This is a genomic window from Natrinema pellirubrum DSM 15624 (genome assembly GCF_000230735.2).
Lineage (GTDB): Archaea > Halobacteriota > Halobacteria > Halobacteriales > Natrialbaceae > Natrinema > Natrinema pellirubrum.
The window spans coordinates 2,507,217-2,521,386 of sequence record NC_019962.1; the positions used below are offsets into that span (position 1 = coordinate 2,507,217).

Here is a 14,170-nt window from a genome sequence, read left to right on the forward strand (position 1 = left end):
ACCGGGGGAGATCCGAAACGATTAGTCGCTTCCCGAATGCGTATGCGGTAATGAGCGATTCGGATCCTCCCGACCGGCAACGGACGAACCGAGAGCCGCCCGGCGGGGGCTACAGGACCGACGACTCGACGGAGCAAGAACAGGTCCGCGAAGCGGTCGAACGATCCAGAAGCGGGGCCCCGGCGGTCGGCGCGGTCGTGCGCGACCGGTTTTCCTCGGACGAGATCTTCCAGCGGATCGTCGCGGCCGCCGACGAGGAGGTGACCTCGGGGGGTCGGGAACTGTTCTTCAGCGGCCTCGCGGCCGGTTTCGCCATCACGATCACGTTCCTGCTGTACGCGACGCTGACCGCCTCGACCGACGGTCATCCCATACTGAGCAAACTCCTCTATCCCCTCGGGTTCATCTACATCATCATCGGCGGCTACCAGCTCTACACCGAGAACACGCTGCCGCCGGTCGCGCTCACCTTGGAGCGGTTGGCCAGTATTCCCGCACTGCTTCGTCACTGGTCGATCGTCCTCGCAGGCAACTTCGCCGGCGGCGCGCTCGGCGCGCTCGCGCTCTCCTACGGCGGCGTCTTCGACGACGACTCGGCGGCCGCGGCGATGGACCTCGCACGACACGGCGTCGAGACGTCGTGGTGGACGCTGTTTTCCAAGGCGGCCTTCGCGGGCCTGATCGTCGCCGGCGTCGTCTGGATCGTCTATGCCTCTCGCGACACCATCTCGCGGCTGGTCGTCGTCTACATGGCCTTCCTCGCGATCCCGCTGGGCGACCTGTTCCACGTCGTCGTCTCCTTTACCGAGATGGTCTATCTGGTCCTGGCCGGCGAACTCGCCGTCCTGACCGGACTCTACGGGTTCGTCCTGCCGGTCCTGCTCGGGAACACCATCGGCGGGATCGTCCTCGTCACCGTCGTCAACTACTTCCAGACCAGCGAACACCGCCTCGAGTCGGCCCGGTTCGAAGGGGCCGACCGCCAACTCTCGATTCGGGAGTGGCTGTTCGGCAGCTATGCCGGCCGCTCGTACGTGCCGCTGATCGACACCGCGGAGGCCCACGCGAGCGAGAACGGCGATTACCGGGTCCTCGTCCCGATCGCCAACCCCCGCACGGAGTCGACGATCGTCGATCTGGCCTGCCGGCTCGCCAGCGGCCACGAGAACGCGACGGTTCATGCCGTCCACATCGTTCAGATGCCCGGCCGGTCGTCAATGCGGTACGGTGCGGGACAGACCGAACGGATCGTCTCCGAGTCCGAAGATCGGATGGAGACCGTCCGGCAGCGCGCAGCCTCCTACGACGTCGACTTCGAGACGTCGACGGTCGTCTCGCATCGCTCGTTCGAGGACGTCTTCGACACCGCGGAGCGGGAACGGGCCGATCTCGTGGTACTCGGCTGGGGCGACGACCGGCCCTGGGGCCAGGGCCGTGCCGAGGGCCGGATGAACGAACTGACCAGCAACCTGCCCTGTGACTTCCTCATTCTCAAGGACCGAGAGCTGGACACCTCCCGGATTCTGCTCCCGACCGCCGGCGGCCCGGACTCGGATCTAAGTGCCGAAGTCGCGCGTACGCTCCGGGACCACTCGGACGCCGAGATCACGCTGCAACACGTCGTCGCCAGCCCCGACGACCGGGAGCGCGGCGAGCAGTTCCTCGCCGAGTGGGCCGCCGAACGCGACCTCGAGGACGCCGAACTCGTCGTCGACGACTCCGGCAACGTCGAGCGAGAGATCTGTCGCCGGTCCCGGGACAACACGCTCATCCTCATCGGTGCGACCGAGGAGGGCGTGATCTCGCGGCTGATGAGCGACTCGCTGCACATGGACGTCGTCAACGAGGTCGACAGCTCGGTCCTGTTGGCCGAACGGCCAAGCGACCGCACCGTCATCCAGCGGCTGTTCGGGCACTGGTAGCTGACGGCGACGCCGCGCTCGCCGCTTCCTCGTGATGTGGTATCGTTTGACGCACCACGTACCGTTTTCCGGCCGGTTCTCGTAGCGCCGGTATGGAATACACCACCCTCGGGTCGACCGGCATGCAGGTCAGCCGCATCTGTCTGGGCTGTATGAGCTTCGGCTCGAGCGACTGGCGCGAGTGGGTCTTAGAGGACGACGCGAGCAAAGAGATCATCGACCGGGCGCTCGATCTGGGGATCAACTTCCTCGACACCGCGAACATGTACTCCCGGGGCGAGTCCGAGCGGATCCTCGGCGAGGCCCTCGAGGGCCGCCGCGACGAGGCGGTCGTCGCCACGAAGGGGTTCTTCCGGATGCGCGAGGACGACCCGAACTCGGGCGGGCTCTCGCGGAAGGCCATCGAACAGGAACTGGCAGCCAGCCGCGACCGGCTCGGGATGGAGACGATCGACCTCTATCAGCCCCACCGCTGGGATTACGACACGCCCGTCGAGACGACCCTGCGGGCGCTCGACGATGCCGTCCGTCGGGGCCACGTCCGCTACATCGGTGCCTCCTCGATGTGGGCCCACCAGTTCGCCGAGTCGCTGGGGACGAGCGACCGGCTCGGCCTCGAGCGGTTTCAGACGATGCAGAACCACTACAACCTCGTCTACCGCGAGGAAGAGCGGGAGACCCTACCGCTGTGTGACAAGGAAGACGTCGGTGTCATCCCGTGGTCGCCGATGGCTCGGGGCTATCTCACCCGCCCCCACGAGGAGATCGATGCAACGGCCCGCGGCGAGACCGAGGAGTACCTGTACGAACACCCCTACCGCGAAGGCGGCGGTCGAGAGATCAACGAGCGGGTCGCCGAGGTCGCCGCCGACAAGGGCGCGACGATGGCCCAGATCGCCCTCGCGTGGCTGCTCCACAAGGACTGGGTTGACGCACCGATCGTCGGTACCACCAGCGTCGAACATCTGGAGCAGGCGGTCGAAGCCCTCGAGATCGACCTCTCGGAGTCCGACATGGCCTACCTCGAGGAGCCCTACGAGCCGGTGCCGGTGTCCGGCCACCAGTAAGCGAGTGCCGTGCGACACGGCGCGCCGATGACGGGTTCGGGTGCCCCATCACTCCCGCGAACAGGAGCCGTCGTCGGTCGTATCGATACCTAACAGGTAGTTGCCGCCACAGAAGCGGGCCGTCGCGTTGAACAGCAGGCCCGCCGCCCCGACGGCCAGTACTGCCGCGGTCGCGCGGCGGCCGGCGACCAGCGCGGCGACGGCAACCGCAAGCACCCAGCTACCCAGGACGGCCCTGACGATTCGATCCAATCCGCCGACGTTTCGCTGCATACACGAGCGGAGGGGCTGCGAGGACGTATCGGTTCGGCCGAAAATATCGGCCCCGTTTATCCCTGCGGGCCGGCGCTGCGTTCGATCGTGGCCCCTGGGGCAATCGTTTTCAGCGTCTTGTTCGAAGGCTGACTCATGAAACGCGTTCGTATCACGCTCAATCCGCGAGGGGCGTACGCGCCGCCGATATACGAACGCCTCGCGGGCGGCGCGAACTACCTCGAGCGGACCCTGATCATCAACTGGAACGTCTCGTCCCCGCCGACGGGGTTCCTGTTCCGGCTCGAGGGCGAGTACCGGCGCTTTGAAGGCGAACTCGCGGAGAGTCCGATGGTCTCGGACTACGAGGTGCTGCCGATCACGGCTCGGGCGTGCTACTGCTTTCTCGAGGGAGAGGTCTCGGTCGCCGCGCGGGCGCTGTTCGAGAACTTCACTCGCGGGAGCCTCATGACGGTACCGCCGATCGAGTGCAACGACGACGGGACGAACACGTTCACCATCGTCGGGACGGAGACCGACATCCAGACCGCGGTCGACGGCGTCCCCGAGGGCGTCGGCGTGACCCTCGTGCAGGTCGGCGGAAAGCGAGTCGCCGCCGACAGCGTCGTCGGCCGACTACCACCCCGGCAGCGTGAAGCGGTCGAAACGGCCCTCGAACTGGGCTATTACGACGTTCCGCGGGATGTGACGACCGAAGCCGTCGCCGACGAACTCGACTGCGCGACCGCGACGGCGGCTGAACACCTCCAGAAGGCCGAGTCGACGGTGATGGCGTCCCTGTTCGGAACGTGAGGACGAAAACGGCCGGCGCGGTCGCCGCCGGCCGTCTGAACGGGGCGCTAGCGGCGTGGTCAGTTCGGTTCCGAACCGGCAGTGGGGTGAACCGCGAGGACCGGGACGGGCGCGCGTCTGACGAACCGTTCCGTCGTACTCCCCAGGAGGACCCGATCGAAGCCGGTCCGACCGTGGGTCCCCATCGTGACGAGGTCGATGTCGTGGTCATCGACGTACTCGAGGAGGCCCTGCGACGGGATGTCCTTTCGAACGTGTGTCTCGACGTCGAGTCCCGCATCCCGCACCGTCGCGGCGACCGTTTCGACCGCGGTTTCCGCGTCGGACTCGAACTGGGCGAGGATATCGTTGGGAGCCACAATGGTCGGCCTGCCCGCGACGGTGCTGACGTCGACGACGCTGACGACGTGGACCGTCGCGTCCGCCCGCGTCGCGATCGCGAGCGCGTGGTCGACCGCAGCGGCGGCCGGCTCGCTGCCGTCGGTCGGCAACAGTATCTCGTCGTAGCCCCCGGCCCACTCGCTTCGCTCGGTCACGCGGGCGGTCATCACCGGCACGTCCGACTGACGGACGACGCGTTCGGTGACGCTGCCGGTGAGATAGCGGTTCACGCCGGTTCGGCCGTGAGTCCCCATCGCGATGAGGTCGACGTCGTTCTCGTCGGCGTACTCGAGGATCGTCGCTGCCGGGCTGCCCTTCAGGACCGCCGACCGAACCCGATCGGTGTCGGTCATCGTCTCGATTCGTTCGATCGCGGCCGCCGCTTCGTCCTCGAGGCGCTCGACGAACGCCGGGCTGACGCCGCCGGCGTCGAAGACGCCGCCCGCAGCGCTCACGTCGACGACGCTGACGACGTGGACCGTCGCGTCGAACCACCGCGCGAGCCCCAGCGCGTGACCGGCGACTCGAGCCGCGTGATCGCTGCCGTCGGTCGGAACGAGAACGGAATCGTACATGAATCAGCAAACGCGGCCGCGTCGCTTAAATCGGTCCCGTCGATCCTGCGGGCCGGGACTACACGCCGGCGACGAGCGCGGCGAGTACGGCGCCGTGCCAGAGGACGATCGCCGCCGTGTATCTGGGCTCTGCCGTCGGTACCGGCGGGCGACGAACGATCGCGTCCCAGAGGAACCCGGTCGACAGCAGCGCGCCCGCGAGGAGACCGTACCGAACGTCGATGGCCAGATACAGCCCGAGGACGGCCCCGAGGAGCAGGGACGCGAACATGCCGACGAGCAGTCGATCGTAGTGATCCATCTTCCTACGTGGATGTACTGGACCCGACTGGAAAGGAAATACGTCGATTCCGAGCCGGCTGGAGTCGTGACGGGGACTGAAGGTCCCGAAGACCGGTGTTTACTACAATCGGACGGAACTCGAGATGGACTCGAGGTGGTCAGGAGAGGCGAGCGGCGACGTCGGCCTCGGTGATGATCCCGACGGTCTCGCCGGCCTCGGTGATCATCACGGCCTTGTAATGCTCGAGCAGATTACTGATCTCGTCCAACGTGGCGTCTTTCGAGACGGTCGGGAAGCTCTCGCTCATGTGTTCCTCGATCGGTTCGTCGCGATCCTCGGAATCGAGGTGGACGAGGTCGCTCTGACTGATCGAACCGACCGGAATCCCGTCCTGAATGACCGCCAGCTGGGAGTAGGCCTCCTCCTCCATTCGCTGGGCGGCCTCACTGACCGGGTCGTCGGGCGAGACGCTGACGACTGCCTCGTTCATCAGGTCCGCGGCGCGGATGACGTCGTGTTCGGCCGTCTCCAAGGCGTTGACGATCCGTCGGAGCGTCGACAGCCGTGGGTCGACGTCGCCGCCCTCGATGCGGGCGATCAGCGGCTGGGAGACGTCGGCCGTCTCGGCGAGTTCGCTCTGAGTGAGTCCGAGGTCGGTACGACGTTGGCGCAGATCGGCGGGCGTCGGAAGCTCCATACGGAACAATAACTGCGGGTTATAGAAAGAGCTTTGGGTCCCTCGGCACAGCGTCGCGAGTCGCTACTCGTCGTCGTCGGGGACTTCGGCGATATCGACGACCGACAGCGGCACGTCCCGCAGCGCGCCGCCGACCTCGCTTTTCGCGATTCGGGAGGCGTGTTCCTCGCCGTCGGCGTTGAACACTTCCATCTCGAGTGCGAGTCCGACCAAGGCGGTGTCGGCCGCGATAAAGGCCGAGTCGAAGGGTTCGCCACAGGCGGGACAGCCCGTCGCGCCGACCTCGACCTCGACGTAGTCCATGTCTTCGCTGTTGAGTCGCTTCCCGGCTTCGCTGACGGCGACGCCGATCGCGTCGTCGATCTGCTCGACGTCACGAACGAGCCATGCCGCTTCCATCGCGACGAGATAATTGCCCATACGTGGTGGTCGTTCCGGGGGGTTTCCTGTCTTGCGGTTCGTCGGCGTCGGTATCCGCGGCCGTTCGGAGGGGGTCGGCGGGCGACTCACCCGGGGCGAGGGCGAGCGTCGACGGCTGCCGCTTGGCTTCGGCCGGACGTGCGCACGTGAATCGCATTATTCGCATAAGTTACGGGAAATCCCCCGATCGATTCCCCCCGACATACCCGTAGATCGATCCGAGTACGCCTCGAGTTGGACGCGTAGAAAATGTAGTTGAATCGCAAGCCTGCGTCGACCCGATCGACGATTTACTATCGTTATGGTTTCCTATTTTCACAAAGGCTTATATATGGGCTCCGTCTGGGGACGGACGAACGCTGATGATATCCCGCGCGTACCATGCGACGTTGTTCGCACTGTACCAGCTCTGTATCGTGATCGGCATCGTCGCGATGCCGCTCGCGATCGCCGCCCGCCAGGCCGGCCTCACCCTCCCGATCCACCGCCTCATCGAGACCGTCGAGGGGGCCTACGAATCGACGCAACGCTAAGGACCCGACTCGAGTCGCTCGTTTTCGCGGACCCTCCGACGCAGAACAGTCGGTATCGGCCCCTGACTGGCCGCTCGCGTGTCGAGGAGAGCAGCCTCGACTATAGAGGTGACGGGCGCTACCCCTTTTGAACTAACTTACAATTCCGAAGTTCACGGGGCGGTGAACGTCGTCGGCTCGGAGGGCCAAGGCTGTGTTAGTTCCCAACCTAACACTTATTGTGTAAGGATCCATACTAACATACAGGGATGAGCGAGGACGTTACTGTCGTTCGCGACGAGGTCGAAGCCTACGCGGACGGTACTGTCGCCCGCGTCCGCATACTCGCGGTCCCTGAGTCGGAGCAGTTCCCGGACGGCATCAAATATGCCTTCCACTACGATGACGCCGGTGCTGACGACCCGATCATCCGGTTCGACAACCACCACGGCGTCCACGAACTGCATCTCGGATCACGGGTATTCGAGACCGACTACCCGGGACTACAGACGCTGTATCGAGCCTGGCGTGCAGCACTTCCGTTCGACAAGCGAACCGACTGGTGACCGACCTAACCCCTAAACCCATGACCCGAACACTCCACGTCCGAATCAACTCGTCGTCCGATCGTAGCGACCTCGAGGATACGCTTGCAGCACTCGATGCCGGCGAGAGTGTCGACCCGAAGCCGTCGACGCTCTCTGTCGAGGATCTCGAGACGTTCGGCCGGATCTTCCGACCGACGAACCTCGAACTGCTCGAGGCGATCGCCGATCACGAACCCGAGAGCATCCGTGAACTCGCCCGGATCGTCGACCGTCACCCGCCGGAGGTGACCGACAACGTCACCGAACTCGCCGACTACGGCCTCGTCGACCTCGAGGAGAACGGGCGCGCAAAGCGGCCGGTCGTCTGGTACGACGAGATCGATGTCGACATCCCGATCGGCCAGCACTCGCCCGATATCGCGCCGGCGTGACGCACGTCGATCTGACAGTTCCAGCTGTCGTAGACGACCGCGACGATCATGACGTCCGTCTTCGAGCGGAGCCCGTCGCCGGCGTCCGACACGCGTCGGCTCGACCCGTCGTCGGAAGCGGAAACGACGGTTGTGACCGCCGGTGTTTTATATCGTCCCGGCCGTAGATGTCGGTCAATGCATACGCCCACGAACGACTCCGATTTCTCCCGGACGGTCGAGCAGCTGGCCGACGATCCGAACCCCTACGAGCCCGAGGTCGGCTCCCTCCCCGAGAACGATCTCACGCAGGCCGACCTCGAGAACGTCAACAAGACGGGAACGACGACCATCGGTATCTCGACCGCCGACGGCGTCGTCATCGCGACGGACATGCGCGCCAGCCTCGGCGGGCGATTCGTCTCGAACAAGAACGTCCAGAAGGTCGAACAGATCCACCCGACCGGCGCGTTAACCCTGGTCGGCTCCGTCGGCGGTGCCCAGTCCTTTATCTCGACGCTTCGGGCCGAGGTCAACCTCTACGAGGCCCGCCGCGGCGAGAACATGAGCATCGAGGCGCTGGCGACGCTTGCGGGCAACTTCGCTCGCGGCGGCCCGTTCTTCGCCATCCACCCGATCCTGGGCGGCGTCGACGACGAAGGCAGTCACGTCTACAGCATCGACCCCGCCGGCGGCGTCATGGAAGACGACTACACCGTCACCGGGAGCGGGATGCAACTCGCCTACGGGCACTTAGAGCAGGCCTACGAACCGGACATGTCCACCGAGGAAGCCAAGACCGTCGCTGCCCGCGGCATCAAGTCCGCCGTCGAGCGCGACACCGGCTCCGGCAACGGCGTCTTCCTCTGTGAGATCACCGACGAGGGCGTCGACATCCACGGTCACCACGACTTCGACGACGTTCTGTAATCGCGGGCGAAACGGGCGGTTTTCCTGTTTTTACCGGCGCGGAGCGTTAGCTCTCGAGCGACTCGTCTCGCGGGCCGTTCGAAGACCGGCGTCGTTTCGCGACGCGGCTGCCGTCGCCTCTCGAAACAAGCGTCCGACTGACGGACGATTCTACCCGCCGAAATCGGACCGCAGAACGATCGAACCGATCACTCCAGGCGCGTTGCCCGCTCGATCTTAGCGTCCGTCAGCGTCGACTCCGCAAGCGTCACCGACCGTCCGGACTCGCTCGAGCGATAGATCGCGTCGATGACCCGCTGGACGGTCAGGGCCTCCTCGACCGTGTTCGACTCCGGCGTCGTCCCGGCGGCGACGGCCTCGAGGAACTGCTCGTCCTGTTCGGCGTAGCCGGTCATCGCGGTGTCGCCGGTCATCTCCACGTCGGTGTAGTGGTCGGAGCCGGCGGTACCGGACTCGAAGATCCGCAGGTTCGTGTCGCCGATGTCGAACTGGGCTCCCGCCGCCGTGCCGCGGACTTTGAAGTCCATGCTCTCCTCGCGGTTGGTCGCCCACGCGGCCTCGAGCGAGATGGTTCGCCCGTCGTCGGTCCGGATGAAGGCGCTGACGGAGTCGTCGACCTCGTAGGTCTCGGCCTCGGCGTCCCAGTTGTCGCCGAAGCCCTCGGGGTCGGCGTACTCCTCGCTGGTCCCGAACGTGGTCCGGGTGACGCCGCTGACCTCGGCGATCTCGGGGAAATCGAGCGCGTAGAGCGCCAGATCGAGCGCGTGAACGCCGATATCGAGGAGGGCACCGCCGCCGGCGAGTTCGGAATCGGTAAACCACGAGCCGGGACCGGGGACGCCACGCCGGCGGACGTAGTCGGCCTCGACGTGGGTCAGATCGCCGAACCGGCCGCGGGCGTGTTGTTCGTCGAACATGGCCATCGATGCGGCGTGGCGGTTGTGAAAGCCGACCATACAGATCCCGTCCGCGCGGGCTGCCGTCTCGGCGATCCGTTCCGCGCTCTCGAGGGTGTGTGCGAGCGGTTTCTCGACGAGGACGTCGCAGCTGGCCTCGAGGGCCGAGACGGCGATGGGTTCGTGAAACCGGTTGGGCGTCGTCACGATGACGGCGTCGACCGCGTCGTCCTCGAGGAGGTCGTCGTGGGTCTCGTAGGTCCGCGCGCCGAACTCCTCGGCGAAGCGGTCGCGCTGCTCGGGGACGAGGTCCGCGCCGGCGACGACCTCAGCACCGAGGTCGCGGACGCTGCGCGCGTGGAGGGTCCCCATCCCGCCGAGACCGACGACGCCAACCCCGATTCCGCCGCCGATCATCGTCCGACCCCCGATCCCGTCGCATCGCCGAACGGCTCGCAGTGAGAAAGGTGCCGTTTCGATGTCGCTTGTGTTCGATCCCGTTCCATAGGCAGAAGCGGTCGGCGACCAAAATAAGGGTTATGACCGATTAATGCGTGTGGACGTTTTGCACTTCGAGTTTTACTATACTATTTTTGCGTGAATTTCCCCATTCGGTGAATAAATAATATCTTTCGGATGACCAGTCAGCGCACTGACCGAGCGTGCTAAGGACTCGAGCCCTGACCGCCCGGTCATGGTCGCAGTCACCGTCTGGAACGAGTACCGCCACGAACGGGAGGACAGCGACGCCGCGGCGGTCTACCCCGACGGCATCCACGAGACGATCGCCGAGGCCCTCGCCGTCGACCACGATGTCCGGACCGCGACGCTCGACGACCCCGACCACGGGCTCACCGCGGACGTCCTCGAGACGACGGACGTCCTCCTGTGGTGGGGCCACGAGGCCCACGATGAAGTCGCGGACGGCGTCGCCGAGCGGGTCCGGGACCAGGTCCTCGAGGGGATGGGGTTCGTTCCGCTGCACTCGGCTCACTACTCGAAGCCGTTCACACGGCTCATGGGAACTTCGTGTAGCTTACAGTACCGGGAGGACGGCGAGACGGAGCGGCTCTGGGTCGTCGATCCCGGCCACCCGATCGCCGACGGCCTCGCGGAATCGATCGCCCTCCCCGAGACGGAGATGTACGGCGAGCCGTTCGACGTCCCCGAACCCGACCGGCTGGTGTTCGTCAGCTGGTTCGCCGGCGGGGAGGTGTTTCGCAGCGGCTGCTGTTACCGGCGCGGGAGCGGGCGGATCTTCTACTTCCGACCGGGCCACGAGACGTATCCGATCTACGAGAACGAGGCGGTTCAGCGCGTCCTACGCAACGCCGTCGCATGGGCGGCCCCGACCGAAGGCTCGCCGCGGACGTTCGGGGAGCGCGAGTAGGCCTGTCAGCCGCTTCGCTGCGTATCGACCAGTTCGACGACGACCTCGAGATCGACGCCGACCGCCGCCTCCAGCCGGTCGCGGACGTCGTCGGCGAAATCGCCCGGGAACTGCTCGCCAGGCGGTCGTTCGACGAGAACGGTGATGACGGGCCGATCGCCGGTGTAGACGTCGATGAGTTCGTAGTCGACGTCGCTCTCCCGGAAAGTCAGTCCGGCTTCGCTAGCCCACTCCTCGTCGCTCATCGCCTCGAGTTCGGTCTTCGCATCGTGTTCGACCGCGGCAGTACGGTACGTCCCGTACGTGACGCCGCCGAGGACGACGGAGAGAACGACGATCGCCACGAGGAGGACGACGATTCGGGAGCGAAGACGACCGTAGACGCGCTCGATGTTCGCGGCCCGGTTCGGTCGGTAGCCGGACGCCCACAGCAGCAACAGCGCCGTGAGGTTGATCGAGAGCATGTTCACGAGAACGAGCGTTCCGGCGGTGACGACGACTTCCGGGTTCCCCCAGGCGATTCCGAGCCCCGCAGTGGCGGCGGGAGGAACGAGCGCGACGGCGATCGCAACGCCGACGAGGACCGATCCGACGTTCCGAGTGAGGCTGACGACGGCGGCCACGCCCGAGCCCAGCGCGAGAAACAACGCGAGGACATCCGGCGTGATCCGCTCGTGGATCTGGGGCACCGTCGTAATGTCGAGCCCCGGCGGAAGCAACACCGTCCCCCTGAGCGCCCACCCGATCAGCGCCGCCGTCGCGATCGCGACGACCAGCCCGGCCCCCTGCAGGACGACGCCGCGCGTCGCGAGCGACTCGTCGTCGACGATCACGCCGACGCTCGCCGCGAGTGCGGGCCCCATCAGCGGGGCGACGACCATTGCGCCGATGATCGTCGCCGCCGAGTCCAGCAACAGTCCCGCCGTCGCGATCGCCGTACTCACGACGAGCAGGCTGAAGTACGTCGACGCCGCGGGCGCGAGGTCGGCCGCTCGTGCCCGGAGTTCTTCCCGGGAGATCCGCGTCCCGGAAGCCGACCCGGAGACGGCGTCGGTTCGACTCGAGACGATCGCCTCGGCCGCCGTGACGACCGTGTACGACCGTTCGTCGAGGCCCGCGTCTCGGAGATCGGACAGCAGTGGTTCGACACCTGACGGCGAAAGCGGAATCGAGACGACGGCCTCGAACTCGCCGCGGTCCGTATCCCGGGAGACGCTGTAATCGACACCGGCTTCGTCCGCCGTCTCGAGGACGAGGTCCAGCTCGCCTCGGGGGACGAATACCTGTACGAGACGCATACGGACAGTACGTCAAAGAGTGGTATAGGCTGTCGTCATGCGGCGACGACTGTCGACCGTGTTGACGGTTCGATCCGAGCTACGGATAGCGCAGGTCGAGGCGGCTCACAACTCCTGGCGACCCTCGTCAGTGACGACGCTCTCGAGCAGGTCCACCGGAGTGGCATCGTAGGCGGGGTTCTCGACGGCGAACCCGTCGGCTGGTTCGGCCATTACCTCGCTGCCGGGCCGGTGTTCGTTCTCGAAAACGAACCCCTCGGCGACGATCTTCGAGGACGCCCCGAGGACGGTAACCGGCACGTCGAGCCGGTCGGCCGTCGACGCGATCGGGAAGGTCCCGACCCGGTTATACAGCGTCTCGTCGACGATACAGTCCATGCCGACGACGACCCGGTCACACTCCTCGAGGTAGATCCCGTGTGCGCCGTCGGTGATCAGCGTCGCGTCGACGCCGTCCATGGCGGCCAGTTCCCGTGCGGTCTTGCGGCCGAGATACCGGGGCCGGGCCTCGGTGACGTACACCTCGACGGTCTTGCCCGCGTCGGTCGCTTGCTCGAGGGCCGCCTGGACCGTCGAGGAGTAGTCGTGGACCAAAAGCGTCGTGCCGTCTTCGAGGACGTCGACGGCGTTTTCGGCGGCCAGTTGCTTGCCGGACTCGATCCGCGAGACGACCGCGTCGATCCGCTCGCTGGTGAGGCGCTGGGCCGCCGCGACGTCGTCCGGGTCGGCGTCGGTCACGGCGTCGACGACGTCCCGAACGGCGTTTTGCAGGGAGGCGTGGGAGGGGTTTGCCCCCCGCAGCACGGAGCCGTTGCGCTCGAGGGCGCGGACGTACTCCTCGACGGTGGCGAATTCGCGCTCGGTCAACTCTGCTAGGGCCTGGGCGGCACGGACCGCAACCACCGAGGAACTGTGGGTCTGCATCTCCCGGATCTCCTCGGCCGTCTCGTCGATCATACCTACACGGTTTTCCGTGAGCGGCAAAGGTGTTCCGGGTACTCTCAGATGGATGCTCGCCCTGCCGTCACTCGGTCTCGTCGAACTCGAACTGCTTCCGCAGCTCGGCTTCGATCCGATCGACGAGTGTCTCGAGGACGGTGTCGAACTGCTCGTGTTCGGAAACCGAACCCACTCGCTCCCGCGGGTTCTCGGGGAGTTCGACGCGGAATTTACCGTCTCCCTGGTAGAACGGTTCGCTCTCGCTCAACACCTGTCGATCGATCGCTTTGAGGATCGTCGAATCGTACCGGCCGTGGAGCTGTTGGTAGGCCTCTGAGTAGGCCGTCTCGAGTTCCTCGAAGTAGTAGACGTACTTTTCCTCGAACTTCTCGGTGTCGAACTCGGTCATAGCAGAACATCAGAGCGCGAGCGGGGAAACCGTTCGGAACCGACATCGGCCACCGGCGAACGGTATAGGTTGCCGCAGCCCCTAGCCCGCCCCATGACCGTCACCGTCCGCTACACCTGTCCCCACTGTAACGCCATGGTCAGCCTCGAGCGGCCGCCGGATCTGGCCGACCGGTCGGTCACCAAAGTCCGCCAGCCGGGCTGGGAGTACGCGAGCCCGGACGATCCCGACCGCGAATCGGCCGACGGGATCGAATTCGTCTGTGGCGAGGACGGCCCCGTCACCGACCTCGAGGGCGAGCCGGTCGAGGGCTGTGGCCGCCCGTTCTACCTCAATTTCGTCCGCTACGAGCAGGGGGTCGAACTCGAGCCCGAGCCGCCGACCTACGGTGGGCCGCGGTTCGATTTCAACGCGTAGAACCGCTGATG

At 65.9% G+C, this 14,170-nt stretch carries 18 protein-coding genes; 9 read left to right on the plus strand and 9 right to left on the minus strand.

The window, feature by feature from the left end; translation table 11 throughout:
* Positions 1 to 50 precede the first annotated feature (50 nt).
* Positions 51 to 1,922 carry a formate/nitrite transporter family protein gene (locus tag NATPE_RS12085; protein ID WP_006181757.1) on the plus strand — a complete coding sequence of 624 codons (1,872 nt, stop codon included), beginning with the start codon at positions 51 to 53 and terminating at the stop codon, positions 1,920 to 1,922.
* Between the two features lie 92 nt (positions 1,923 to 2,014).
* Entirely contained in the window at positions 2,015 to 2,989 is a 975-nt protein-coding gene (locus NATPE_RS12090) for an aldo/keto reductase (RefSeq protein ID WP_006181758.1), read from the plus strand.
* A gap of 48 nt (positions 2,990 to 3,037) precedes the next feature.
* On the opposite strand, the gene NATPE_RS12095 is transcribed toward NATPE_RS12090, so the two are convergent.
* Positions 3,038 to 3,262, minus strand: a complete 225-nt coding sequence (locus NATPE_RS12095; protein WP_006181759.1) for a YgaP family membrane protein — start codon at positions 3,260 to 3,262, stop codon at positions 3,038 to 3,040.
* Positions 3,263 to 3,397: 135 nt separating this feature from the next.
* Here NATPE_RS12095 and NATPE_RS12100 point away from each other — a divergent pair, with 135 nt between their 5' ends.
* On the plus strand, positions 3,398 to 4,054 hold the full coding sequence (locus tag NATPE_RS12100) for a helix-turn-helix domain-containing protein (RefSeq protein WP_006181760.1): 657 nt from the start codon (positions 3,398 to 3,400) through the stop codon (positions 4,052 to 4,054).
* A gap of 59 nt (positions 4,055 to 4,113) precedes the next feature.
* Here the strand turns inward: NATPE_RS12100 and NATPE_RS12105 are convergent, their stop codons facing one another.
* The 4 genes from NATPE_RS12105 to NATPE_RS12120 form a co-directional block, all read right to left on the minus strand.
* Positions 4,114 to 5,010, minus strand: a complete 897-nt coding sequence (locus tag NATPE_RS12105; RefSeq protein ID WP_006181761.1) for a universal stress protein — start codon at positions 5,008 to 5,010, stop codon at positions 4,114 to 4,116.
* A 58-nt stretch (positions 5,011 to 5,068) separates the two neighbouring features.
* The gene (locus NATPE_RS12110; protein WP_006181762.1) at positions 5,069 to 5,311 is read right to left on the minus strand and encodes a hypothetical protein; all 243 of its coding nucleotides are present in this window, start codon (positions 5,309 to 5,311) and stop codon (positions 5,069 to 5,071) included.
* Between the two features lie 139 nt (positions 5,312 to 5,450).
* Positions 5,451 to 5,990: a CBS domain-containing protein gene (locus NATPE_RS12115; protein ID WP_006181763.1), complete on the minus strand. Its 540-nt coding sequence runs from the start codon at positions 5,988 to 5,990 to the stop codon at positions 5,451 to 5,453.
* A gap of 63 nt (positions 5,991 to 6,053) precedes the next feature.
* Positions 6,054 to 6,410 (minus strand): DUF555 domain-containing protein, encoded by a 357-nt coding sequence (locus NATPE_RS12120; protein WP_006181764.1) that lies wholly within the window; start codon positions 6,408 to 6,410, stop codon positions 6,054 to 6,056.
* Between the two features lie 362 nt (positions 6,411 to 6,772).
* On the opposite strand from NATPE_RS12120, the gene NATPE_RS22715 reads away from it, so the two are divergent.
* The 4 genes from NATPE_RS22715 to psmB all read left to right on the plus strand — a co-directional run bounded on the left by NATPE_RS22715 (position 6,773) and on the right by psmB (position 8,810).
* On the plus strand, positions 6,773 to 6,943 hold the full coding sequence (locus NATPE_RS22715) for a hypothetical protein (RefSeq protein ID WP_006181765.1): 171 nt from the start codon (positions 6,773 to 6,775) through the stop codon (positions 6,941 to 6,943).
* Positions 6,944 to 7,191: 248 nt separating this feature from the next.
* Entirely contained in the window at positions 7,192 to 7,488 is a 297-nt protein-coding gene (locus NATPE_RS12125) for a toxin-antitoxin system TumE family protein (protein ID WP_006181766.1), read from the plus strand.
* A gap of 20 nt (positions 7,489 to 7,508) precedes the next feature.
* A complete protein-coding gene (locus tag NATPE_RS12130; RefSeq protein ID WP_006181767.1) occupies positions 7,509 to 7,901 on the plus strand; it encodes an HVO_A0114 family putative DNA-binding protein in 393 nt (130 codons plus the stop codon).
* A 177-nt stretch (positions 7,902 to 8,078) separates the two neighbouring features.
* Positions 8,079 to 8,810: an archaeal proteasome endopeptidase complex subunit beta gene (gene psmB / locus NATPE_RS12135; RefSeq protein WP_006181769.1), complete on the plus strand. Its 732-nt coding sequence runs from the start codon at positions 8,079 to 8,081 to the stop codon at positions 8,808 to 8,810.
* 188 nt (positions 8,811 to 8,998) lie between these two features.
* Here the strand turns inward: psmB and NATPE_RS12140 are convergent, their stop codons facing one another.
* Complete coding sequence (locus NATPE_RS12140) at positions 8,999 to 10,123, minus strand: Gfo/Idh/MocA family protein (protein WP_006181770.1); 1,125 nt, start codon at positions 10,121 to 10,123, stop codon at positions 8,999 to 9,001.
* Positions 10,124 to 10,400: 277 nt separating this feature from the next.
* On the opposite strand from NATPE_RS12140, the gene NATPE_RS12145 reads away from it, so the two are divergent.
* Entirely contained in the window at positions 10,401 to 11,096 is a 696-nt protein-coding gene (locus tag NATPE_RS12145; RefSeq protein WP_006181771.1) for a ThuA domain-containing protein, read from the plus strand.
* Between the two features lie 5 nt (positions 11,097 to 11,101).
* Here NATPE_RS12145 and NATPE_RS12150 read toward each other — a convergent pair whose 3' ends face one another.
* The 3 genes from NATPE_RS12150 to NATPE_RS12160 all read right to left on the minus strand — a co-directional run bounded on the left by NATPE_RS12150 (position 11,102) and on the right by NATPE_RS12160 (position 13,742).
* Positions 11,102 to 12,394 carry a TIGR00341 family protein gene (locus NATPE_RS12150; protein ID WP_006181772.1) on the minus strand — a complete coding sequence of 431 codons (1,293 nt, stop codon included), beginning with the start codon at positions 12,392 to 12,394 and terminating at the stop codon, positions 11,102 to 11,104.
* Between the two features lie 105 nt (positions 12,395 to 12,499).
* Positions 12,500 to 13,351 (minus strand): translation initiation factor eIF-2B, encoded by an 852-nt coding sequence (locus tag NATPE_RS12155; RefSeq protein ID WP_006181773.1) that lies wholly within the window; start codon positions 13,349 to 13,351, stop codon positions 12,500 to 12,502.
* Between the two features lie 67 nt (positions 13,352 to 13,418).
* A complete protein-coding gene (locus tag NATPE_RS12160; RefSeq protein ID WP_006181774.1) occupies positions 13,419 to 13,742 on the minus strand; it encodes a DUF5783 family protein in 324 nt (107 codons plus the stop codon).
* Positions 13,743 to 13,835: 93 nt separating this feature from the next.
* Here NATPE_RS12160 and NATPE_RS12165 point away from each other — a divergent pair, with 93 nt between their 5' ends.
* Positions 13,836 to 14,159, plus strand: coding sequence for a hypothetical protein (locus NATPE_RS12165; protein WP_006181775.1), 324 nt, complete (start codon positions 13,836 to 13,838; stop codon positions 14,157 to 14,159).
* Positions 14,160 to 14,170: the final 11 nt, after the last annotated feature.

Coding starts and splice junctions, on each gene's coding strand:
- NATPE_RS12120 (WP_006181764.1), bottom strand. CDS start 6,410: ATGGGCAATTATCTCGTCGCGATGGAAGCGGCATGGCTCGTTCGTGAC.
- NATPE_RS22715 (WP_006181765.1), top strand. CDS start 6,773: ATGATATCCCGCGCGTACCATGCGACGTTGTTCGCACTGTACCAGCTC.
- NATPE_RS12090 (WP_006181758.1), top strand. CDS start 2,015: ATGGAATACACCACCCTCGGGTCGACCGGCATGCAGGTCAGCCGCATC.
- NATPE_RS12140 (WP_006181770.1), bottom strand. CDS start 10,123: ATGATCGGCGGCGGAATCGGGGTTGGCGTCGTCGGTCTCGGCGGGATG.
- psmB (WP_006181769.1), top strand. CDS start 8,079: ATGCATACGCCCACGAACGACTCCGATTTCTCCCGGACGGTCGAGCAG.
- NATPE_RS12105 (WP_006181761.1), bottom strand. CDS start 5,010: ATGTACGATTCCGTTCTCGTTCCGACCGACGGCAGCGATCACGCGGCT.
- NATPE_RS12110 (WP_006181762.1), bottom strand. CDS start 5,311: ATGGATCACTACGATCGACTGCTCGTCGGCATGTTCGCGTCCCTGCTC.
- NATPE_RS12125 (WP_006181766.1), top strand. CDS start 7,192: ATGAGCGAGGACGTTACTGTCGTTCGCGACGAGGTCGAAGCCTACGCG.
- NATPE_RS12145 (WP_006181771.1), top strand. CDS start 10,401: ATGGTCGCAGTCACCGTCTGGAACGAGTACCGCCACGAACGGGAGGAC.
- NATPE_RS12165 (WP_006181775.1), top strand. CDS start 13,836: ATGACCGTCACCGTCCGCTACACCTGTCCCCACTGTAACGCCATGGTC.
- NATPE_RS12095 (WP_006181759.1), bottom strand. CDS start 3,262: ATGCAGCGAAACGTCGGCGGATTGGATCGAATCGTCAGGGCCGTCCTG.
- NATPE_RS12100 (WP_006181760.1), top strand. CDS start 3,398: ATGAAACGCGTTCGTATCACGCTCAATCCGCGAGGGGCGTACGCGCCG.
- NATPE_RS12155 (WP_006181773.1), bottom strand. CDS start 13,351: ATGATCGACGAGACGGCCGAGGAGATCCGGGAGATGCAGACCCACAGT.
- NATPE_RS12160 (WP_006181774.1), bottom strand. CDS start 13,742: ATGACCGAGTTCGACACCGAGAAGTTCGAGGAAAAGTACGTCTACTAC.
- NATPE_RS12085 (WP_006181757.1), top strand. CDS start 51: ATGAGCGATTCGGATCCTCCCGACCGGCAACGGACGAACCGAGAGCCG.
- NATPE_RS12115 (WP_006181763.1), bottom strand. CDS start 5,990: ATGGAGCTTCCGACGCCCGCCGATCTGCGCCAACGTCGTACCGACCTC.
- NATPE_RS12150 (WP_006181772.1), bottom strand. CDS start 12,394: ATGCGTCTCGTACAGGTATTCGTCCCCCGAGGCGAGCTGGACCTCGTC.
- NATPE_RS12130 (WP_006181767.1), top strand. CDS start 7,509: ATGACCCGAACACTCCACGTCCGAATCAACTCGTCGTCCGATCGTAGC.